The sequence below is a fragment of the Thermocrispum agreste DSM 44070 genome, from assembly GCF_000427905.1.
Taxonomy (GTDB): Bacteria; Actinomycetota; Actinomycetes; order Mycobacteriales; family Pseudonocardiaceae; genus Thermocrispum; species Thermocrispum agreste.
In genome coordinates this window covers 98,792-119,391 of sequence record NZ_ATYX01000009.1, presented here as the reverse complement: position 1 = coordinate 119,391, position 20,600 = coordinate 98,792, and the positions used below count along the sequence as shown (strand labels likewise).

The 20,600-nt window shown below is 70.2% G+C and carries 19 protein-coding genes and 1 pseudogene; 9 read left to right on the top strand and 11 right to left on the bottom strand.

Features of this window, described 5'->3' with window-relative positions:
• Window positions 1-24: 24 nt before the first annotated feature.
• The 8 genes and pseudogenes from YWY_RS0107935 to YWY_RS0107905 form a co-directional block, all read right to left on the bottom strand.
• Window positions 25-1,485, bottom strand: a complete 1,461-nt coding sequence (locus tag YWY_RS0107935; protein ID WP_028847177.1) for a glutamate synthase subunit beta — start codon at window positions 1,483-1,485, stop codon at window positions 25-27.
• The gene (gene gltB, locus YWY_RS0107930) at window positions 1,478-6,049 is read right to left on the bottom strand and encodes a glutamate synthase large subunit (RefSeq protein WP_028847176.1); all 4,572 of its coding nucleotides are present in this window, start codon (window positions 6,047-6,049) and stop codon (window positions 1,478-1,480) included. Before gltB ends, YWY_RS0107935 begins: the two co-directional genes overlap by 8 nt.
• Window positions 6,050-6,637: 588 nt before the next feature.
• Window positions 6,638-8,464, bottom strand: a complete 1,827-nt coding sequence (locus YWY_RS0107925) for an AMP-dependent synthetase/ligase (protein WP_028847175.1) — start codon at window positions 8,462-8,464, stop codon at window positions 6,638-6,640.
• 342 nt (window positions 8,465-8,806) lie between these two features.
• A complete protein-coding gene (locus tag YWY_RS0107920) occupies window positions 8,807-9,253 on the bottom strand; it encodes a hypothetical protein (protein WP_156899145.1) in 447 nt (148 codons plus the stop codon).
• 131 nt (window positions 9,254-9,384) lie between these two features.
• Window positions 9,385-9,792 carry a hypothetical protein gene (locus tag YWY_RS0107915; protein ID WP_028847173.1) on the bottom strand — a complete coding sequence of 136 codons (408 nt, stop codon included), beginning with the start codon at window positions 9,790-9,792 and terminating at the stop codon, window positions 9,385-9,387.
• Window positions 9,789-9,923 (bottom strand): sigma factor-like helix-turn-helix DNA-binding protein, encoded by a 135-nt coding sequence (locus YWY_RS24900; protein ID WP_342665100.1) that lies wholly within the window; start codon window positions 9,921-9,923, stop codon window positions 9,789-9,791. The genes YWY_RS0107915 and YWY_RS24900 overlap by 4 nt, the downstream gene beginning before the upstream one ends.
• Before the next feature lie 229 nt (window positions 9,924-10,152).
• Window positions 10,153-10,329 (bottom strand): annotated as a pseudogene (locus YWY_RS24895) (RNA polymerase sigma factor); the annotation flags it as partial.
• Window positions 10,330-10,403: 74 nt separating this feature from the next.
• Complete coding sequence (locus YWY_RS0107905) at window positions 10,404-11,024, bottom strand: TetR/AcrR family transcriptional regulator (RefSeq protein ID WP_028847172.1); 621 nt, start codon at window positions 11,022-11,024, stop codon at window positions 10,404-10,406.
• Between the two features lie 90 nt (window positions 11,025-11,114).
• On the opposite strand from YWY_RS0107905, the gene YWY_RS0107900 reads away from it, so the two are divergent.
• Both YWY_RS0107900 and YWY_RS0107895 read left to right on the top strand, forming a co-directional pair.
• Window positions 11,115-12,083, top strand: coding sequence for an oxygenase MpaB family protein (locus YWY_RS0107900; RefSeq protein ID WP_028847171.1), 969 nt, complete (start codon window positions 11,115-11,117; stop codon window positions 12,081-12,083).
• 13 nt (window positions 12,084-12,096) lie between these two features.
• On the top strand, window positions 12,097-13,125 hold the full coding sequence (locus YWY_RS0107895) for an LLM class F420-dependent oxidoreductase (protein WP_028847170.1): 1,029 nt from the start codon (window positions 12,097-12,099) through the stop codon (window positions 13,123-13,125).
• A gap of 40 nt (window positions 13,126-13,165) precedes the next feature.
• On the opposite strand, the gene YWY_RS0107890 is transcribed toward YWY_RS0107895, so the two are convergent.
• A complete protein-coding gene (locus YWY_RS0107890) occupies window positions 13,166-13,687 on the bottom strand; it encodes a methylated-DNA--[protein]-cysteine S-methyltransferase (RefSeq protein ID WP_028847169.1) in 522 nt (173 codons plus the stop codon).
• Window positions 13,688-13,802: 115 nt separating this feature from the next.
• Here YWY_RS0107890 and cobA point away from each other — a divergent pair, with 115 nt between their 5' ends.
• Window positions 13,803-15,050: a uroporphyrinogen-III C-methyltransferase gene (cobA, locus tag YWY_RS0107885; protein ID WP_028847168.1), complete on the top strand. Its 1,248-nt coding sequence runs from the start codon at window positions 13,803-13,805 to the stop codon at window positions 15,048-15,050.
• Window positions 15,051-15,120: 70 nt separating this feature from the next.
• Here cobA and YWY_RS20860 read toward each other — a convergent pair whose 3' ends face one another.
• Both YWY_RS20860 and YWY_RS0107875 read right to left on the bottom strand, forming a co-directional pair.
• On the bottom strand, window positions 15,121-15,969 hold the full coding sequence (locus YWY_RS20860; protein WP_038044816.1) for an alpha/beta fold hydrolase: 849 nt from the start codon (window positions 15,967-15,969) through the stop codon (window positions 15,121-15,123).
• Window positions 15,970-16,108: 139 nt separating this feature from the next.
• A complete protein-coding gene (locus YWY_RS0107875; protein ID WP_425426121.1) occupies window positions 16,109-16,339 on the bottom strand; it encodes a hypothetical protein in 231 nt (76 codons plus the stop codon).
• A 339-nt stretch (window positions 16,340-16,678) separates the two neighbouring features.
• On the opposite strand from YWY_RS0107875, the gene YWY_RS0107870 reads away from it, so the two are divergent.
• The 6 genes from YWY_RS0107870 (at window position 16,679) to YWY_RS0107845 (ending at window position 20,578) form a co-directional block, all read left to right on the top strand.
• Entirely contained in the window at window positions 16,679-17,338 is a 660-nt protein-coding gene (locus tag YWY_RS0107870) for a CDP-alcohol phosphatidyltransferase family protein (protein WP_028847166.1), read from the top strand.
• Window positions 17,339-17,385: 47 nt separating this feature from the next.
• Complete coding sequence (gcvH, locus tag YWY_RS0107865; RefSeq protein WP_028847165.1) at window positions 17,386-17,772, top strand: glycine cleavage system protein GcvH; 387 nt, start codon at window positions 17,386-17,388, stop codon at window positions 17,770-17,772.
• A 116-nt stretch (window positions 17,773-17,888) separates the two neighbouring features.
• A complete protein-coding gene (gene garA / locus YWY_RS0107860) occupies window positions 17,889-18,338 on the top strand; it encodes a glycogen accumulation regulator GarA (protein WP_028847164.1) in 450 nt (149 codons plus the stop codon).
• A gap of 8 nt (window positions 18,339-18,346) precedes the next feature.
• The gene (gene ftsR, locus YWY_RS0107855; protein WP_038044781.1) at window positions 18,347-19,114 is read left to right on the top strand and encodes a transcriptional regulator FtsR; all 768 of its coding nucleotides are present in this window, start codon (window positions 18,347-18,349) and stop codon (window positions 19,112-19,114) included.
• Window positions 19,115-19,290: 176 nt separating this feature from the next.
• Window positions 19,291-19,764, top strand: a complete 474-nt coding sequence (locus tag YWY_RS0107850; RefSeq protein WP_028847162.1) for a bifunctional nuclease family protein — start codon at window positions 19,291-19,293, stop codon at window positions 19,762-19,764.
• Between the two features lie 241 nt (window positions 19,765-20,005).
• Complete coding sequence (locus YWY_RS0107845) at window positions 20,006-20,578, top strand: MerR family transcriptional regulator (RefSeq protein ID WP_028847161.1); 573 nt, start codon at window positions 20,006-20,008, stop codon at window positions 20,576-20,578.
• Window positions 20,579-20,600 lie beyond the last annotated feature (22 nt).

Here is a 20,600-nt window from a genome sequence, read left to right as displayed (position 1 = left end):
GTTGACCGGGGGCCCGAGCTCCGCTCAGGCGATCGGGCGGTCGGTGGGCTTGATCGGCGCAGGCAGGATGTCCCGCCCGGTCAGGTAGGCGTCCACGCCCGCGGCTGCCGCCCTGCCCTCGGCGATCGCCCACACGATGAGCGACTGACCACGGCCCATGTCACCGGCACTGAACACGCCGTCGACGTTGGTCTGGAAGTCCGGCCCGCGCGCGACATTGCCGCGCTCGTCGAACTCCACGCCGAGATCGGTCAGCAGCCGGCTCTTCTCCGGGCCGACGAAGCCCAGCGCCAGCGTGACCAGCTGCGCGGGCAGCTCCCGTTCGGTGCCGGGGATCGGCTCGAACCGGCCGCCGACGCGCTCGACCTCGACCACCTGCAGACCGCGCAGCTTGCCGTGCTCGTCGGTGAGGAACCGTTGCGTGCTCACCGAGTACAGCCGCTCGCCGCCCTCCTCGTGCGCCGACGAGACCCGGTAGATCATCGGGTAGGTCGGCCACGGGTGGGCGTCCGACCGCGTCTGGGGCGGCTTGGGCATGATCTCCAGCTGGGTCACCGAACGCGCGCCCTGCCGGTGCGCGGTGCCCAGGCAGTCGGCGCCGGTGTCCCCGCCGCCGATGATCACCACGTCCTTGCCCTTGGCCGAGACCGGCGAATCCGCCAGCTTGCCTGCGGCGACCCGGTTGGCCAGTGGCAGGTATTCCATCGCCTGGTAGACGCCCTCGGCGTCGCGCCCGGGGATGGGCAGGTCCCGCCACTGGGTGGCGCCTCCGGCCAGCACCACCGCGTCGTACTGCGCGCGCAGCTCGTCGGCGGTGATGTCCACACCGACCTCGACCTCGGTGACGAACCGGGTGCCCTCGGCCCGCATCTGCTCCAGCCTGCGGTCCAGCCGCCACTTCTCCATCTTGAACTCGGGGATGCCGTAGCGGAGCAGGCCACCGATGGCGTCGGCGCGCTCGAACACCGTCACCGCGTGCCCGGCTCTGGTCAGCTGCTGGGCAGCGGCCAGCCCGGCTGGCCCCGAACCCACCACCGCGACCGTCTTGCCGGTGGTCGTGGCCGGCGGCAGCGGGCGCACGTACCCGGCTTCCCACGCCTTGTCGATGATGGACAGCTCGACCCGTTTGATGGTCACCGGATCGTCGTTGATGCCCAGCACGCATGCCGACTCGCAGGGCGCGGGACACAACGCGCCGGTGAACTCCGGGAAGTTGTTCGTCGCGTGCAGCCGCTCGATGGCCTCTGCCCAGTTCTGCTTCCAGACCAGCGTGTTCCAGTCCGGGATGAGGTTGCCCAGCGGGCAGCCCTGGTGGCAGAACGGGATGCCGCAGTCCATGCACCGGCCCGCCTGCTTCGGCAGCTTGTTGGCGATGTAGTCGCGCGGGTCCTCGTAGACCTCCCGCCAGTCCTTCAGCCGGAGCGTGACCGGACGCGTGCCGGGAAGCTCCCGGCGCGTGGTGAGGAATCCCTTCGGATCAGCCATGAGCCGCCTCCATCACAGCCTCGTCGATGTCCCGACCGTCGCGCTCGGCGGCAGCCTTGGCGGCGAGCACGCGCTTGTAGTCCTTCGGCATGACCTTGCCGAACCGCTGCACCTCGGCGTCCCAGTCGGCCAGCAGCGCACGGGCCACCGCGGAGTCGGTCTCCGCGAAGTGCTTGCTGACCGCCTCGTGCAGGAACGCGATGTCCTCCTCGTCCAGCGGGTCGATGTCGACCATCTCCATGTTGACCCGGTGCTTGTACGCGGCCAGGTCGTGCACGTAGGCGATCCCGCCGGACATACCGGCGGCGAAGTTGCGGCCGATCCGGCCGAGCACCACCACCCGGCCACCGGTCATGTACTCGCACCCGTGGTCACCGACGCCCTCCACCACGGCGGTGGCGCCGGAGTTCCGCACGCAGAACCGCTCGCCGACCAGGCCACGCAGGAAGATCTCCCCGCTGGTGGCCCCGTAGCAGATGACGTTGCCCGCGATCAGGTTCTTCTCCGCGGCGAACTGGGCGCCGGGGTGCGGGCGGATGACGATACGACCGCCGGAGAGCCCCTTGCCCACGTAGTCGTTGGCGTCGCCGTAGAGCCGCAGCGTGACGCCGCGCGGGATGAACGCGCCGAACGACTGGCCCGCGGTGCCGGTGAAGGTCACGTCGATGGTGTCGTCCGGCAAACCCTCGCCGCCCCAGCGCTTGGTGACCTCGTGCCCGAGCATCGTGCCGACCGTGCGGTTGACGTTGCGCACCGGCAGCTCGAGCTTGACCGGCCTGCCCTCGTCGAGCGCACCCTGGGACAGCTGGATGAGCGTGTTGTCCAGCGCCTTGTGCAGCCCGTGATCCTGCGGCCGCTGCTGGTTGCGCAGGCCGGCCGGGGCGTTGTCCGGCACGTGCAGGATCGGCGACAGGTCCAGCCCGGCCGCCTTCCAGTGGTCGACGGCCTTGCGGGTGTCCAGGTACTCGGCGTGGCCGACCGCCTCGGCGATCGAGCGGAAGCCGAGCGCGGCCAGGTACTCGCGTACCTCCTGGGCGATGAACTCGAAGAAGTTCACCAGGTACTCGGCCTTGCCGCTGAACTTGGCGCGCAGCTTCGGGTTCTGCGTCGCCACGCCGACCGGGCAGGTGTCCAGGTGGCAGACCCGCATCATCACGCAGCCGGACACCACCAGGGGAGCGGTGGCGAAGCCGAACTCCTCGGCGCCGAGCAGCGTGGCGATGATGACGTCCCGGCCGGTCTTCAGCTGGCCGTCGGTCTGCACCACGATCCGGTCGCGCAGCTTGTTGTGCAGCAGCGTCTGCTGGGTTTCCGCCAAGCCGAGCTCCCACGGGCCGCCCGCGTGCTTGATGGACGACAGCGGGGAGGCGCCGGTGCCGCCGTCGTGCCCGGAGATCAGCACCACGTCGGCATGCGCCTTGGCCACGCCTGCGGCCACGGTGCCCACGCCCACCTCGGAGACCAGCTTCACGTGGATGCGGGCCGCCGGGTTGGCGTTCTTCAGGTCGTGGATCAGCTGCGCCAGGTCCTCGATCGAGTAGATGTCGTGGTGCGGCGGCGGGGAGATCAGGCCGACGCCGGGGGTGGAGTGCCTGGTCTTGCCGATCCACGGGTACACCTTGGCGCCGGGCAGCTGCCCGCCCTCGCCCGGCTTGGCGCCCTGCGCCATCTTGATCTGGATGTCGTCGGCGTTGACCAGGTATTCCGACGTCACGCCGAACCGGCCGGAGGCGACCTGCTTGATCGCCGAGCGACGCTCGGGGTCGTACAGCCGCTCCGGGTCCTCGCCGCCCTCTCCGGTGTTCGACTTCGCGCCGAGCCGGTTCATGGCGATGGCCAGCGTCTCGTGCATCTCCTTGGAGATCGAGCCATAGGAGATGGCGCCGGTGGAGAACCGCTTGACGATCTCGGACACCGGTTCGACCTCGTCGATCGGCACCGGCGGACGCACCCCGGTCTTCAGCTCGAACAGGCCGCGCAGCGTGCCCAGTCGCTCGGACTGGTCGTCGACGGCCTTGGTGTACTCCTTGAAGATCTCGTACTTGCCCGCGCGGGTGGAGTGCTGCAGCTTGAACACCGTCTGCGGGTTGAACAGGTGGTACTCGCCCTCGCGCCGCCACTGGTAGTCACCGCCGGGCTCCAGCTCGCGGTGGCTGGCCCGGACCCCGTCCGGCGGGAAGGCCAGCCGGTGCCTGCGCGCCACCTCTTCGGCCAGCACGTCGAACCCGACGCCGCCCAAGCGCGACGTGGTGCCGGTGAAGCAGGTGTCGATGACCTCCTTGCCGAGGCCGAGCGCCTCGAAGATCTGCGCCCCGGTGTAGGAGGCGACGGTCGAGACGCCCATCTTGGACATCGTCTTGCGCACACCCTTGCCCAGCGCCTTGATCAGGTTGCTGGTGGCGCGCTCGGGGTCGACGTCCGGGCCCAGCTCGCCGCGCTCGGCCATGGCCTCGGCCGTCGCCATGGCCAGGTACGGGTTGACCGCCGCCGCCCCGTAGCCGATCAGCAGCGCGATGTGGTGCACCTCGCGGGCGTCGCCCGCCTCGACGACCAGGCCCACCTGGGTGCGCAGCTTCTCGCGCACCAGGTGGTGGTGCACCGCGCCGGTGAGCAGCAGCGACGGGATCGGCGCCAGGTCCTTGGTGGCGCCGCGGTCGGACAGGACGATCAGCCGGGCGCCGTCACGGATGGCGGTGACCACGTCGGCGCAGATCTCCTTGAGCTTGGCCTGCAACGCCGCTCCGCCGCCGCGCACGTCGTACAGACCGCGCACGGTGTAGGACTGGAACTCCGGCAGGGTGCCGTCGTCGTTGGCGTGCACCAGTTTGGCCAGCTGGTCGTTGTCCAGCACCGGGAACGGCAGCACGATCTTGCGTGCGTGCCGCGGGTCGGCGGACAGCAGGTTCGGCTCGCTGCCCACCTGGGTGCTCAGCGACGTGACCAGCTCCTCCCGGATCGCGTCCAGCGGAGGGTTGGTGACCTGGGCGAACAGCTGGGTGAAGTAGTCGAACAGCAGGCGCGGCCGGTCCGACAGCGGGGCCAGCGGCGCGTCGTTGCCCATCGACCCCAGCGGCTCCGACCCGGTCCTCGCCATCGGCCCCACCAGGATCGACACATCCTCCTGGGTGTAGCCGAACACCTGCTGGCGCTGCACCAGCGACGCCTGGCTGGGCGTGCCTTCGCGGGTGCGCCCGGGCAGCTCGTCCAGGTGCAGCATCCCGGTGGTCGGGTGCTCCAGCCACGCCTGGTACGGGTGCTCGGCGGCCAGCTGGCCCTTGACCTCGTCGTCGTCGATGATGCGGTGCTGCTCGGTGTCGACCAGGAACATCCGGCCCGGTTCCAGCCTGCCCTTGCGGACGATGGTGGCCGGGTCGACGTCCAGTACGCCGACCTCGGACGCGGCGATGACCAGGCCGTCCTCGGTGACCCAGTAGCGCGCCGGGCGCAAGCCGTTGCGGTCCAGCACCGCACCGATCTGGGTGCCGTCGGTGAACGCGACCAGGGCGGGCCCGTCCCACGGCTCCATCATCGTGGAGTGGAACTGGTAGAACGCCCGCCGCGCCGGGTCCATCTCCTCGTGGTTCTCCCACGCCTCGGGGATCATCATGAGCACCGCGTGCGGCAGGCTGCGGCCGCCGAGGTGCAGCAGCTCCAGCACCTCGTCGAACGAGGCCGAGTCGCTGGCGCCCCTGGTGATGATCGGGAAGATCCTGGACAGGTCGCCGGAGAACAGGTCGCTGGCCAGCGTCGACTCGCGCGCGTCCATCCAGTTCCGGTTGCCGCGCAGCGTGTTGATCTCGCCGTTGTGCGCGATGTACCGGTACGGGTGCGCCAACGGCCAGGACGGGAAGGTGTTGGTGGAGAACCGGCTGTGCACCAGGCCGATCGCGCTGACCATGCGCTCGTCGCTCAAGTCGACGAAGAACTTCTCCAGCTGCGACTCGGTCAGCATGCCCTTGTAGACGATGGTGCGGCTGGACAGGCTGGGGAAGTACAGCCCGATGCCGCCCTTCGGGTCGGCGTCCGCGCACGCGTGCTCGGCACGCTTGCGCACCACGAACGCCAGCCGCTCCAGGTCCATCCCGGTCACCGCCGGGTCCTGCGGGGCGAGGAACACCTGCCGGAACGTGGGCATGGTGGAGGCGGCGATCCGTCCGACGTGCCGATCGTCGATCGGCAGGTCACGCCAGCCGAGCACACGCATGCCTTCCTCGGCCGCGATCCGCTCCACGGTCTGGACGACCGAGCGGCGGGCGGCGTCGTCGGTGGGCAGGAACGCGGTGCCGACGGCGTACCGCCCGGCGGGGGGCAGGGCGAAGTCGACGACGGCACGGAAGAACTCGTCGGGCACTTGGATGAGCAGGCCGGCGCCGTCGCCGGTGTCCGGTTCGGCACCCCGTGCTCCGCGGTGCTCGAGGTTCTTCAGCGCGGTCAGGGCCTTGCGCACGATCGAGTGGGAACGGCGGCCGGTGAGATCGGCGACGAAAGCGACACCGCAGGCGTCGTGCTCGTACGACGGGTCGTACAGACCGGCCTGCTGAGGGCCAGGGGTGTGGTGGGACACGGCTGGCTGTCCTTCCGTGTGGTGTCAGCGCCGTGCAGGTATGTTGGGCCGATCCGGTGAAGCTGTCACGGTCGGGTAACGGCGAACCTGCCCGGTGCGATGGTCGGCTCGTAGACGATCGCGCCAGTGCGAACAGATGAGCGGGACATCGGCCGGCACCGCACTGTGCGGCCTCGAACATGGAGGAAATCGGCGCACCACGATGTGCGCGAGACGGCGCACCACGATGTGCGCGCGAATCAGACCGGCGGTGGCTTCGCTGTGCGAAGTCGCGGTCGCGTCACGCCCGGGGTCACCGGGAGTTCAGTTACTTTACGGTGAACTTCTGCTCCCGCGAAAGCCCCACCGGAAACACGTGTGAAATTTGTTGTGCTTCTGGCTGTGCCGACGGCGGCGGTGAACGCTGGGGTGACGTGCCGTGCGCCGCGGCGTTTGCGCAGCTCAAACGTGAACAGTACGCGACGGTTGGGCAACACGAAACGGGCCGGCGAGTGGTGTTGCGCACTCACCGGCCCGTCGGCATGACGACCGCCCGCGCTGCTCGGCGTCCCCGGCCGGTGGCCGGCCGGACGCCACCGCCGCGGCCGGTCAGTCGTAGAGGTCGTCCAGCAGGTCCCGGTACTTCTGCTCGACCGCCTTGCGCTTGAGCTTCAGGCTCGGCGTCAGCTCGCCCTCTTCGACGGTCAGGTCGTGCGGCAGGATGACGAACTTCTTGATCGTCTCCCACCGGTTCAGCCTGCTGTTCAGCTCGTCGATGTACTTCTGCACCATCTCGCGGGCCTGGTCGGAGGTCACGATCTCGGCGTAGCTCTTGCCCGCCATGCCGTGCTGCTCCGCCCACTCCTGGATGGCCTCCGGGTCCAGCGTCACCAGCGCGGAGACGAACTTGCGGCCCTCGCCGTGCACCACCAGCTGCGCCGCGTACGGGCAGATGGCCTTGAACTGGGCCTCGATCGCCTGCGGGGCGACGTACTTGCCGCCCGAGGTCTTGATCAGGTCCTTCTTCCGGTCGGTGATCCGGACCTTGTTGCCGACCAGCTCGCCGATGTCACCGGTGTGGAACCAGCCGTCCTCGTCGAGCACCTCGGCGGTCAGGTCCGGCTGGTTGTGGTAGCCGCGCATCACGCCGGGGCCGCGCATCAGGATCTCGCCGTCGGAGGCGATCTTGATCTCGGTGCCCGGCAGCGGCGGGCCGACCGTGCCGATCTGCTGGTCGTCCGGGCGGTTGACGCAGCTGGCGCCGCTGGTCTCGGTCAGGCCGTAGCCTTCCAGAATGGTCAGCCCTGCGGCGTCGAACCACTCGGCGATGTCGTTGTTCAACGCGGCCGAGCCGGAGATCAGGTAGCGGATGCGGCCGCCGAACCGTTCCCGCAGCTTGGTGAACACCAGCTTGTCCGCGATGGCGAACTGCAGCTGCAGCGGCTTGGGCACCGGCTTGCCCGCCCTGCGCAGGCGGGACACCTTGATGCCCACCCGGAACGCCCAGTCGAAGATCTTGGCCTTCAGGCCGCCCTCGTCGTGGGTCATGGTGGTGACCCTGGCGTGCACCTTCTCGAAGATCCGGGGTGCCGCGCCCATGAAGGTCGGCTTCACCACGCCGAGGTTGTCCACGATCTTGTCGATCCGGCCGTCGACCGCGGTGGCGAACCCGATCTCCGCCTGCGCGCACAGCAGCACCTTGCCGAACACGTGCGACAGCGGCAGCCACAGGTATTGCAGGTCGTCCTCGGTCAGCAGGTTCAGGGCCCGGATGGCGGCGCCCTCGTAGCTCCAGCAGTCGTGCACCAGCCGCACGCCCTTCGGTCGGCCGGTTGTGCCCGACGTGTAGATCAGCGTGGCGAGGTGGTCAGGCGTCAGCGCGGACACCGCCTTCTCCACGGCGTCCGGGTTCTCCTTCAGGTACTCCTCGCCCTTCTTCTCCAGGTCGGCGAGCGAGATCACCCAGTCGCCGTCCGGGGTGCCGTCGAACGTGACCACCTGCTGCAGGTCCGGCAACTTCTCGCGGTGCCTGCGCACTTTGGCGATCTGCTCGTCGTCCTCGGCGAACAGCACCCGGCTGTTGGAGTCGGCCAGGATGAACTGGACGTCCTCGCTCCCGGTGGTCGGGTAGACGGTGGTGGTCGCCCCGCCGGCGCACATGATGCTCGCGTCGGCCAGCACCCACTCGTAGCGGGTGGTCGACGCGACGGCGACCCGGTCCTCGGTCTGCAGGCCCAGCGCCAGCAACCCGGCAGCGATGCGGTTGACCCGCTCTCCGACCTGGTGCCAGGTCACCGACTCCCACCGGTCACCGACCGGGTAGCGGAACGCCTCGCGATGCGGCGTGCTTGCCACCCGGTCGAGAAACACCCGTGCGGCCGACGGTGCACGGTCGGCCAGCGTGGCGGACTGCTCGCCCACGGTGTGCTGGGTCATCCGGTCTCCTCCTCGGTACGTCCGCGAACGGACTGCCAGACGCGGTCAGGCAGCAGGCGCGTCGCGTCGGCGTCGAACCTGTGCTCGTTCGTCCCCGGCCCGAGCCGGCCGCGGGCGTGGTGGCCGGGTGACTGGTTCGAACCTTAGTGCCCCAGTATCGCGCCCAGGCAGATCGACGACATCCGCTGAACGCAATGTACGCCCGCAGCCGGGACACCGTCGGCTGGGCACCGGTCCGGGGAACTGGAACGTTCATCGTGCCGAAGATCATCGCGAAACGGCCCGCAGAAAGGAAGCTGCCGCCGCACGGCACGACGTGCGGCGGCAGCCGGATCGGCAGGGTCAGCGCCCTGATCGCTCTGCCTGTTCCGTGTCCCGGTCGAGCTTGCGCTTGGCCTCCTCGATTTCCTGCTCGAGTTGCGCGCGCCTGCGCTGCTTCGCGGCAGGCTCGTCCGTGCGCAGTTCCTCGAGCTGGCTGGCCTTCTCGGCCTGGGCACGCAGGGCCAGTTCCCGCTCCAGCTTCCCGATCACGGCCTGGATCTCGGCGCGGCGTTCCGTCACGCGGGGCTCCCCGTCGTCGATCTGCTCGAGCTCGAGACGCAGCATCCCGAGGCGGTCTTCGAGGAACGTTCCGGCACTGACGGCGGGCGCATACACGTCCGGGTCACGCACCAGCCGGGCAGCTTGGGTTTCGCTCAGGGCCACGAACTCGACATCCTCGTCGCACAGCGACGGCGCGTGGGCACACGCCTTGTGCTCGTGCACGCCGAGCTGCTCCCCGTTCCGCACGACTATCACCCGGACGAGGTAATCGCTCCGGTGGACTCCTTTCCAGTAGGAGTCCTGCGTGAGCCGGTCGCCGTGATATGCGCTGCTGCCCGGATCGGACCTGCAGGAGACCGGCAAGGTGGGCGGATTGGTCAGCGAACACGGGTTGATTTCGTACAGCACGCACCGGGAGCGTCGTCGACCTCGTACGTGATGAGCCCAGTGTCGTCGATGGCCACGGTGGACGTCACCTCGGCGCCCGGCAGGTAGCGCGGCAACAGCTGCGCCAGCGACTCGCCGGCCTTCTCGACCTCGCCACGCACCACGTCTCCTGCTGCAGCCTGCAGCCGGGCAGGCCCGGGCTCCTGCTGCCCGGCAAGGGAGACGGCGCCGACACTTCCCGCGACCACGACGGCCGCAGTCGCTGCCGAGGCCATCATCGTGCGCCTGCGGCGCGCCCTGCGGCGGGCGGTCGCGATCAACTCGTCCGTGCTGAACCCGAGCGGCGGCTCGGCGGTCACCGCAGCCCGCATGCCTTCACGCAGCGCGTGCTCGGTCATGACGCCCTCCTGGCCAAGCTCGGTGTCGACTCCATCCGGTCGAGCACTTCACGCAATCGCGTCAGCGCGCGCGACTGCTGGCTTTTCACGTTGCCTTCCGAACAGCCCAAGACCTCCGCCGTCTCGCTCACGGACAGTTCTTCCCAGAACCGCAGCACCAGCACAGCCCGTTGCCGGGGGGGGCAGCTCCGTCATGCCGCGCAGCACGCGCTCCCGGTCGACCAGCCGCTCGCCGTACCCGTCGATGTCCACCGCGGGATCGGCCTGATCGGGCAGCTCGCCGTCGCCCGACTCGGTCCGGCGCCATGGCCTGCGCTTCTCGTCCAGCCAGCAGGTGAGCACCGCGCGCCGTGCGTAGTTGCCGACGCTGCCGCGGCGCTGCATCTTCGGCCACAGCCGGTACAGCTTCAGCAGCGCGTTCTGCACCAGGTCCTCGGCCAGGTGCCAGTCGGCGCACAGCAGGTAGGCGAATCTGCGCAGCGTCAGCACCTGGTTCTCGGCGAAGTGCTGGAACTGCGCCTCCAGGTCCGCCTTCATGCCCCCTCTCGACCCGCCCCCGGGGTCAGCAGGTTCGTTCGATCTCGTGCCGCCCTTTCTCACGGGCCGGGCCGCTACGAGGTTGCATCCGGCGGCGAGGCAGCGGCGACGAGCATGCCGACGGCGTGTTCGATCAGGCGTTCCCGCGGGACGTCCAGGCTGCCGTCCAGATAGCTGATGAACAGGTACGTGAGTGCGCCGATCAGCGACGTGGCGGTCAGCTCGCGGTGGACGTCGTCATAGCCGTCCGGCAGCCGGTCACGGATCATCGCGGTGAAGGTCGGGAGCAGTTCCGCGCCGCGCTTGTTCAGCGCGGGTTCGGTGATCGGCACCAGCAGCAGCACGGTGCCTTTGCGCGGGTCGTCGATGAGCAGCTCGACGAACGCCCGCACCGCCGCCCTGGCCTGCTCCTCGGGGTCGGTGTCCGCCACGCGGGTCACCGCATCGAGGATGGCCTGGCGTGCCGACTCGGCCACGTGCTCGTACACCGCCAGCATCAAGGCGTCGCGGTCGGCGAAGCTTTCGTAGAAGTACCGCTCGGTGAGCCGCGCGGTCCGGCACACGGCACGCACGGTGACCGCCGTGCTGTCCCCGCCCCCGAGCAGTTCGATCCCGGCTTCGACGAGCCGCCTGCGCCGGTCGGCGCGCCGGTCGGCCAGGGTCGTCCCGCCCCAGGTACGCGTGGCGTTGGTCATCCCGTCCCGCTGAGTCGTGTGATCAATTGACTGCCGGTGTTGTCACATCGTACAGTGACAACGATCGTTTTCAGTTGGAGGACAGGTCCGATGACCACGGACGCTGCCCGCGGTGAGCGTGCCGCGCAGGCCGGCAGGACCACCGGGCCGAAGCCGTTCGGCCCGGATTCGCTGACCTGGCAGGTCTTCGGGGACTGGCGCGGGCTGCTGCAAGCGCTGTGGGCCGGGTCGATGCAGAACATGCATCCGCAGCTGGGAGCGGCGGTGGCCCAGCACTCGACCTTCTTCGACGAGCGCATGCCGCGCCTGTTCCGCTCGCTGTACCCGATCGGGGGAGTGGTCTTCGACGGGGACCGGGCGGTCGAAACCGCTCGCCAGGTGCGCGGTTACCACGACCACATCAAGGGCGTCGACGAGCGCGGCCGCCGCTACCACGCGCTGTCCCCGGACGTCTTCTACTGGGCGCATGCGACGTTCTTCGTCGGCACCATGCTCACCAAGGAGTACTTCTGCGGCGGTATCACCGAGGCCGAGCGTCGGCAGCTGTTCGACGAGCATGTGCAGTGGTACCGGCTGTACGGGGTGAGCATGCGGCCGGTTCCGGGCAGCTGGGAGGAGTTCCAGGAGTACTACGACCACATGTGCCGGAATGTGCTCGAGCCGCATCCCACGGCGCTGGCCGTGCTGGACCTGTCCGGCCTGGACAAGCCGCCGCAGCTGGCGGGGCTGCCGGACGGGGTCTGGTCGTGGCTGCGCCGGCACATCGAGAAGCGCTACGTGTGGCTGACCGTCGGCATGTATCACCCGGCCGTCCGGGACAAGCTCGGCTTCACCTGGTCCGACCGCGACGAGCGGCGGCTGCGCGCTTTCGGCCGCTGGGTGGACCGGGTGTTCCGCTTGCTGCCGAAGCGCGTCAAGTGGCACCCGAGGGCCTATCACGGGTGGCTGCGCGCGACCGGGAAGCTGCCGCCCGGCACGCCGTTGCCGGAGACCCCGCGCCGCTGGCTGCCGCCGGAGTCCGAACGGGGCAAGCCGTGGCATTACAGCCCGGACGTCTGATTGACTGCCGCCTATGAAGCTCGGCTACCACCTCGGGTACTGGTCGTCCGGCCCGCCTGCGGACGCGGTGGATGCGATCACCACGGCGGAACGGCTCGGATTCGATTCCGTCTGGACCGCGGAGGCCTACGGCTCGGACGCGCTGACCCCGCTGGCCTGGCTGGGGTCGCGGACCTCACGCATCAAGCTCGGCACGAACCTGATCCAGATCTCCGCCCGCACGCCGACCGCCACGGCGATGGCGGCGATGACGATGGATCACCTGTCCGGAGGCCGGTTCATCCTCGGTCTCGGCGTGTCCGGGCCGCAGGTCGTGGAAGGGTGGTACGGGCAGCCGTACGCCAAGCCACTGGCCCGCACCCGGGAGTACGTCGCGATCCTGCGGCAGGTGTTCGCGCGTGCCGAGCCGGTGCGGTTCTCCGGCGAGCACTACCAGCTGCCGCTGCCGGGCGGCACCGGGCTGGGCAAGCCGCTGAAGCCGACCGTGCACCCACTGCGCGAGGACATCCCGATCTACCTCGGCGCGGAAGGCCCGAAGAACGTGGCGCTGGCCGCCGAGATCGCCGACGGCTGGCTGGCGCTGTTCTTCTCCCCGAAGAGCGACGCGTTCTACCGCGCCGCCCTCGCCGAGGGGTTCGCCCGTCCGGGAGCGCGCCGCACCGCCGAGGACTTCGAGGTGGCGGCGTCCGTGCCGGTCATCGTGCACGACGACGTGGAGGCCGCGGCGGACATGATCCGGCCGGTGCTGGCCCTCTACATCGGCGGGATGGGTGCCAGGCAGGCGAACTTCCACAAGGACGTGTTCGTGCGCATGGGCTACGAGGCCGTGGCGGAGAAGGTGCAGCAGCTGTACCTGTCCGGGGACAAGAAGGGCGCGACGGCGGCGATCCCCACCGAGCTGGTGGAGGACGTGGCACTGATCGGCCCGAAGGCCAAGATCAAGGACGAGCTGGCGCGCTGGGAGGAGACCTGCGTGACCACGCTGCTGGTGCAGGGACCGGTGGCCACCCTGCCCTCGGTCGCCGACGTGATCCTGGGCTGACCGGGCACCCGGCGGAGCCAGTCCGCGGCGGGCAGGCCGGCTAGGTCGCGGCGGGCAGGCCGGCGGGATCCCAGTCCAGCGTCGGCGGCAGCGCACCCTCCATGACGAGCAGCCAGCGCTTGACCTCACGCCCGTCGTAGGCCCGGCCGCCGCCCGAGTACCCACCCAGGCCGTCGTGTGCGACCACGCGGTGACAGGGCACGACGATCGGCATCGGGTTGGCGCCCATGATCCCGCCGATGGCCCTGGGTGGCACGCCGGTCCCGCTCAGCTCGGCCAGCTCGCCGTAGGTGACCGCGGTGCCGTACGGCACGCGATGCAGCGCCTGCAGCACTGCGAGCCTGGTGCCGGTGGCGAAGCTCCAGTCGATCGGCAGGTCGAACTCCCGGAGCTCGCCGGTGAAGTAGGCCTCCAGCTGCTCGATCACCCGCAGCGCCAGGCCGGCCGGCTTCGCCACCCGGCCGGGTGGCTGCGACCAGTCGACGCGGCACAGGCCCCGCTCGGACACCGCGATGCCGAGCGGGCCGACCGGCGTCGTCAGCCCGGTTGTGGTCACCTCCACATGGCGCATTCTGCCCCGCAGCACCGACATCGGCGGAACCGAACGTGGTCGTCAGCGGCATCCGGTGTGTGGGACGCCGCGGCGCCATAGGCCCGCGGCACGGCATGCTTACCGCATGTCTGACGCCCACTACCTCGTCGGTCTCGATCTTCGTGGACGCCGGGTCGTCGTGGTCGGCGCGGGCAGTGTGGCGCAGCGACGGCTGCCCCGGTTGCTCCGCGCCGGTGCCGACGTCGACGTGATCGCCCCGGAAGCCACACCGGCGGTGGAGGGCATGGCCGCGGCGGGGGAGATTCGCTGGCACCGGCGCCGGTACGCCGACGGCGACCTGCGCCACGCCTGGTATGCCATCGCGTGCACGGACGACACCCGGGTCAACGAGGCGGTCAGCGCGGAAGCCGAACGCGAGCGGGTGTTCTGCGTGCGGGCGGACGCCGGGCCCGACGGCAGCGCGGTGACACCCGCGACCGGCGAGTTCGACGGGCTGCTGATCGGTGTGCTGGCCGGTGGGAGGCCGCTGCGTTCGGCCGCCGTTCGCGACGGCCTGCTGGAGGCGCTGCGGGAGGGCACGGTGCCCGCCGGCCGGCAGCCCGGCGCGCGGCGGCCCGGTATGGGTGAGGTGATCCTGGTCGGGGGAGGGCCGGGCGATCCGGAACTGATCACCGTGGCCGGCCGCCGCCTGCTGGCCAACGCCGACGTCGTCGTGGCGGACCGGCTGGCGCCCAGGGAGCTGCTGGACGAGCTGCCGCCGCGCGTGGAGGTCGTGGACGCGGCGAAGATCCCCTACGGCCGCGCAGCGGCCCAGGAATTCATCAATGCCACGCTCGTCGAGCACGCCAAGGCGGGCAAGACCGTGGTGCGGCTCAAAGGCGGGGACCCGTACCTGTTCGGACGCGGCTACGAAGAGGTCCTGGTGTGCGCGTCCGCCGGTGTGCCGGTGTCCGTGGTCCCCGGCGTCACCAGCGCGTTCGCGGTGCCCGCGCTGGCCGACGTGCCGGTCACGCATCGGGGAGTGGCCCACGAAGTGGTCGTGGTCTCCGGGCACGTCGGCCCGGATCATCCCTCGTCGTTGGTCGACTGGCGGGCTCTGGCCGCCCTGCGGGGGACGATCGTGCTGCTGATGGCCGTCGAGCGAGCCGGGCAGTTCGCCGACGTGCTCATGGCCGGGGGGCGGGCGCCGGACACCCCGGTGGCCGTGGTCCAGGAAGGCAGTACCGCCCGTCAGCGGGTGTTGCGCACCACGCTCGGCTCGGTGGCCGACGAGATTGCGGCGGAGGGGATCCGTCCACCTGCAGTCATCGTGATCGGCCCGGTCGCGGGCTTGTACGCGGAGCGGGAAGGCGCCGTCGGCGAACGCAGCTGACCCGCGTGGCCGCGGCCGAGGCGTGTCCGGCGGCCGGACAGCAGCGGGGCCAACGACGGGTGGTCCGCGGTCAGACCGCAGGGGAGGCCTGGTGTGCGCCTGCGGCGAATCGCTCGCGGAGGAAGCGCAGGATCTCGCCGGTGAGCCGGTGCGGATCGAACCGCAGCTCGACCGGGCTGCGAGCCTGGACGAACCTCGCCTGCGGCATGTCCCTGGCCAGGGTGTCGGCGTCGCCGAACGGGTGGATCGGGTCCCGGGCGTGACCGATGACCAGCGCGGGAATCCCGATCCGCCGCCGCACGGTGCGTGGCGGCGCGATGCGCTGGAAGAACAGCCCGTGCAGCAGTGCCGCCATGGCCGCGGGCTCCTGCTGCAGCACGTCCGCCACCACGTCCAGCCAGACGTACCCACGCGGCACCCGCTGCGCCAGTGCCTTCACGGCGTTGACCGACACCGGCGCGAACCGGGCGGCGAACAGCAGGGGAGGGAAGGCCACCAGGCCGGAGAGCACCGCGTTGTCCAGCACCGGCATCTCCACGATCAGGCCGTGCGTGCGCTCAGGGGCGAGCACCGCCGTCTCCAGGCTGACGTTGGCGCCCAGCGACGTGCCGCCGACCACTGCCGACGTCACGTCCAAGTGATCCATCAAACCGACCACTTGCTCGGCGAATGCGGTCATCGAGTACCGCCAGGACTCGGTCGGCCGGTCCGACTCGCCGTGCCCCAGCAGGTCCAGGGTCACGACGTGAAAGCCTTCGCGGGCCAGGCGCCTGGCGAGGGGCCGGTGCATCCGGCGGGTGAGCAGGATGCCGTGGGTCAGGATCACCGTGCCCGCACTGCTCGCGCTGTCGCCGTACTCGGTGTAGGCGAGCCGGAATCCGTCGTGCCGGAAGGATCCGTGGACCTCCAGCGGGGCCAGCGCGACCGGTCGCCGGTCGTCCCCGTCCCGGCCGGTCCGCTCGTCACGGCTTGCCCACCTCGCGCCGAAACGCCCCAGGACGTGCACCGGTGACCACCTCCGCGCCTGCTCGACTCGATCATGGTAGGGGCCGCACCGGTCATTCGGCGGCCACGACAGCAGCGGAGACGGTAGCGGATCCGCGTGTGCAGATGGTTCCGCCGAGCGCCGACGGCGGCCCCGAGACACATGTCCAGCCCTCGACGGTGCCTCCGGCCGGGCGGTCCGAGCCGGCCGGCTGACGATCGCCGATCTGCTGGTGGAAGGCCCGCACCAGCCGGGTCGCCTGCGCGCACGAGGTCCGACCGTCGGCGACCATCACCTGCAGCAACAGGCCACTCGCCGCCGTGACGGTCCCGCACTCGCCCGATTCACCGGGCTCCGGCGTCGTCCCGGACGGCTCAGTCGGCCGGCGCGACCGCGATGGAGCGGGCGGCGAGGACGACGGGGCAGCCGCGGACGACCGGGCCGGAGCGGACGGCGGAGCGGGCGAGCCGGCGTCCGGTGCACGGTCGCCGACACCCGTGCATCCGGTCAGCGCCGCCGATGCCGCGGCCAGCAGCGCGGTCAGCGAGCGCCGCGTCCTTCGGCCACCCATCCGGGACTCCTTCCGCCGCGCTGGCCACCGGGCGCGGATCGCGCGGTGCCGTGCCGGCCCTATTGTGAGCGAGTGAGCACCGACCAGCCTGCGAGGCGCGCCGAGCCCGCCGAGGAGCCGTTGCTGCGGCAGCTGGCCACCCTGCCGAACATGATTTCGCTGGTGCGGCTGGCCCTGGTGCCGGTCTTCCTGTGGCTGCTGCTCGGGCCCAGGTGGGACGGACTGGCCATTCTCCTGCTGGTGTTCGCCGGGATCAGCGACTGGCTGGACGGCAAGCTGGCGCGCTGGCTCGGCCAGTTGTCCCGGCTGGGCCAGTTGCTCGACCCGGCCGCCGACCGGCTCTACATCGTCGCGACGCTGCTGGCGTTCCTGGTGCGGGACATCCTGCCCTGGTGGGTGATCGCGGTGCTGGTCGGGCGGGAGCTGACGCTCGGCGTGTGCGTGCTGGTGCTGCGCCGGCGGCGGTTCACCTACCCGGAGGTGACCTACGTCGGCAAAGGCGCCACGTTCGTGCTGATGTACGCCTTCCCGACGTTGCTGTTCATCCAGACCGACTTCGCCGACCCGCTGATCATCGACGTGCTGCGCCCGGTCGGCTACGCGTTCATGATCTGGGGCGGCGTGTTGTACGTGTGGTCTGGTGTGCTGTATGTCGTTCAGACGTGGCTGGCCGTTCGTCACCGGCCGTCGGGCGGGGACGAGCGACCTCGGAATGCCGTTGCCGGGGTGTAGCTGGCACACTCTCGACGGCGCACGGTGATGGCAGAAAGGGAAGGCTCGTGACGGTTCCAGACGAACTGCGCTACACCGAGGAGCACGAGTGGGTCTCCGCGGGCGCGAGGGAAGGCACGTTGCGTGTCGGGATCACCGAGTACGCCCAGGATCAGCTGGGCGACGTGGTGTTCGTCGATCTCCCCGAGACGGGGACCACCGTCACCGCCGGGGAACCGTTCGGCGAGATCGAGTCGACCAAGAGCGTCTCGGAGCTGTTCGCCCCGGTCGACGGCGAGGTGACCGCGGTCAACGAGGCCGTCACGGAGGCGCCGGAAGTGATCAACAGCGACCCGTACGGCGAGGGCTGGCTGATCGAGATCACCCCCGCGGATCCGGCGGCGGTCGACGGCCTGCTGGACGCCGAGGCGTACCAGAAGTTGATCGAGGGCTGACCGGTCGAGCAGGCTGCGTCCAGTTGGGGGGAGTCGTGGTCCGCGAGCAGCCCGGACGCGGTACGTTGTGCAAACACGACCCCAGTCGATTCAGCAGCGACGTGAGGAGAGTCCAGGTGACCACGAACGACGGGCCCGGCGTTCCCCCAGAAGAGGCTCCGGAACGGACCTCGGTCTTCCGGGCTGACTTCCTCGACGAAGGTCAGCCGGAGCCGGCCGCTCAGGAAGCCCAGGTGTCCGGGATCGAGGCACTGCCCCCTGGCACGGCCCTGCTGGTGGTCAAGCGCGGACCGAATGCCGGCTCCCGGTTCCTGCTGGACCGTGACACCACGAGCGCTGGCCGTCACCCGGACAGCGACATCTTCCTCGACGATGTCACGGTGTCGCGCCGCCACGCGGAGTTCCGTCGCGAGGGCGGCGAGTTCGTCGTGATCGACGTCGGCAGCTTGAACGGGACCTACGTCAACCGCGAGCCGGTCGACCAGGCGGTGCTCGCCGGTGGCGACGAGGTGCAGATCGGGAAGTTCCGGCTGGTGTTCCTGACCGGCGGTTCGTCAGGGAGCTGACGGAACCAGTGACGGCGGCAGGTCGCTCAGCGGGCGGAGCGTCGGAACGCGGTCAGCGCGGCGGGCTGAGCATCGGCGCGGTGCTCGCCCAGCTGCGCACCGAGTTCCCCGACGTGACGATCTCCAAGATCAGGTTCCTCGAGTCGGAAGGGCTGGTGCGGCCGGCCCGCACGCCCTCCGGCTACCGGCAGTTCAGCCCGGCCGACGTGGAGCGGCTGCGGTTCGTGCTTGCCGCGCAGCGAGACCACTACCTGCCGTTGAAGGTGATCAAGGACCAGCTCGACGCCGCGGACGGGGCGGGCAAGTCCCCCGCGGAGCTGCCCGCGCTAAGGGCGCCCCGGCGGCTGGTGTCGCTGGCGTCCGGCGCGCCGGGCCCGTCGGCGGAGGACTTCGCGCCGGGCCGTCAGGTGCGGCTGACCAAGGAGGACCTGCTGGAGCGGTCCGGGGTGGACGCCGCCCTGCTGGCCGAGCTCGAGCAGTTCGGGATCGTCCGGCCGGGCCCTGCCGGGTTCTACGACACCGACGCGGTGGAGATCGCCAAGACCGTGCGGGCGATGACCGAGTACGGCATCGAGCCCAGGCACCTGCGGGCGTTCCGGGCGTCCGCCGACCGCGAGATCGGCCTGCTCGAGCAGATCGTGGCCCCGGTGTCCCGGCACCGCGACGAGGCGGCCAAGGCCAGGGCCGACGAGCTGGTCCGGGAGCTGGCGGCGTTGTCGGTGACGTTGCACACGCTGCTGGTCAAGGCCGGCATCCGGAGCGTGACCTCGGGCTGAGGCCGCCACGGCCGCCGGCACAGGTGCCCGCTGGGGGATGTCTCGCCGCCTACTGAGAGTGGCGGCGAAACGCTGGGCAGATTGCCCGGATGACGGGTAGCGTCGATACAGACGATGCGGGATCCTCGGACTGAAGCGAGGTGCATTCCCGCGCCACGAGTGGGAGGCGAGGCCCGATGAACGAGATGCGCGTCGTCGGCGTGCGGGTCGAACTGCCCGCGAACACCCCGATCCTGCTGTTGCGGGAAGCCCACGGGGACCGCTACCTGCCGATTTGGATTGGATCGGTGGAGGCCACTGCTATCGCGCTCGAGCAGCAGGGCGTGCGTCCTGCGCGGCCGTTGACCCATGACCTGCTCAAGGACGTCATCGGGGCCTTGGGTCGGCAGTTGGAGCAGGTGGTGATCACCGACCTCAAGGAAGGCACGTTCTTCGCGGAACTGGTCTTCGACGGCAACGTCCGGGTCTCTGCCCGGCCGAGCGACTCGGTGGCGCTTGCGCTGCGTGCGGGTGTTCCGATCCACGCCGAGGACTCGGTGCTGGACGAAGCGGGCTTGATCATTCCGGACGAGCAGGAGGACGAGGTGGAGAAGTTCCGCGAGTTCCTCGACTCGGTCACGCCGGAGGACTTCCGCGGCGCGGACACCTGACCGACGCCCGACGGCGCGGGTCAGCGCGCACGCGACGTACCGCACCGCCGCGCCCGGCCCGGTGCGGCGAGCGGCCGGTAGGCCGGCACAGGCGGTGATCGGGTGAATTCGGTGGGTGCCGGGCGGCAAGCCTCAAGCCGAGGTCGAGGTTTGTGGCGAGTCGCGTTGACCGGGCTTGCGGTGGGGCATACCGTCGGACGCAGTGAATCGCGTGCGTGTGATTCGGCACCGGGAGGTTTGCGTGGTCGACAACGAGACCAGGCCCGTGCAGCGTGAGGGTGGCGAGCAGGGAGAACTGTTCCCGGACTCGTCGGTGCCCGACGACCTTGTCGGCTACCGTGGCCCGGCTGCCTGTCAGATCGCCGGCATCACCTACCGGCAGTTGGACTACTGGGCACGCACCAAGTTGGTCGAGCCGAGCATCCGCACCGCGCACGGCTCCGGTTCCCAACGGCTGTACTCGTTCAAGGACCTGCTGGTTCTGAAGATCGTCAAGCGCCTGCTGGACGCGGGCGTGTCGTTGCAGAACATCCGGACCGCCGTCGACCATTTGCGCGACCGCGGCGTGCGGGACCTGGCCACGGTGACGCTGTTCTCCGACGGCACCACCGTCTACGAGTGCACCTCGCCGGAGGAGATCGTCGATCTGCTGCAGGGCGGCCAGGGCGTGTTCGGCATCGCGGTCAGCGGAGCGATGCAGGAGATCACCGGCAGCATCCACGAGTTCCCGGCCGAACGGGTCGACGGCAGCAAGGTCGCCCTTCCGGTACGGGACGAGCTGGCCGAGCGCCGCTCGGCCCGTAAGACGGGCTGATACCAACACGTGCCGTGACGAA

Coding starts and splice junctions, on each gene's coding strand:
- YWY_RS0107850 (WP_028847162.1), top strand. CDS start 19,291: ATGAACGAGATGCGCGTCGTCGGCGTGCGGGTCGAACTGCCCGCGAAC.
- cobA (WP_028847168.1), top strand. CDS start 13,803: ATGTCTGACGCCCACTACCTCGTCGGTCTCGATCTTCGTGGACGCCGG.
- YWY_RS0107915 (WP_028847173.1), bottom strand. CDS start 9,792: ATGACCGAGCACGCGCTGCGTGAAGGCATGCGGGCTGCGGTGACCGCC.
- YWY_RS0107935 (WP_028847177.1), bottom strand. CDS start 1,485: ATGGCTGATCCGAAGGGATTCCTCACCACGCGCCGGGAGCTTCCCGGC.
- YWY_RS0107895 (WP_028847170.1), top strand. CDS start 12,097: ATGAAGCTCGGCTACCACCTCGGGTACTGGTCGTCCGGCCCGCCTGCG.
- YWY_RS0107905 (WP_028847172.1), bottom strand. CDS start 11,024: ATGACCAACGCCACGCGTACCTGGGGCGGGACGACCCTGGCCGACCGG.
- YWY_RS0107900 (WP_028847171.1), top strand. CDS start 11,115: ATGACCACGGACGCTGCCCGCGGTGAGCGTGCCGCGCAGGCCGGCAGG.
- YWY_RS0107925 (WP_028847175.1), bottom strand. CDS start 8,464: ATGACCCAGCACACCGTGGGCGAGCAGTCCGCCACGCTGGCCGACCGT.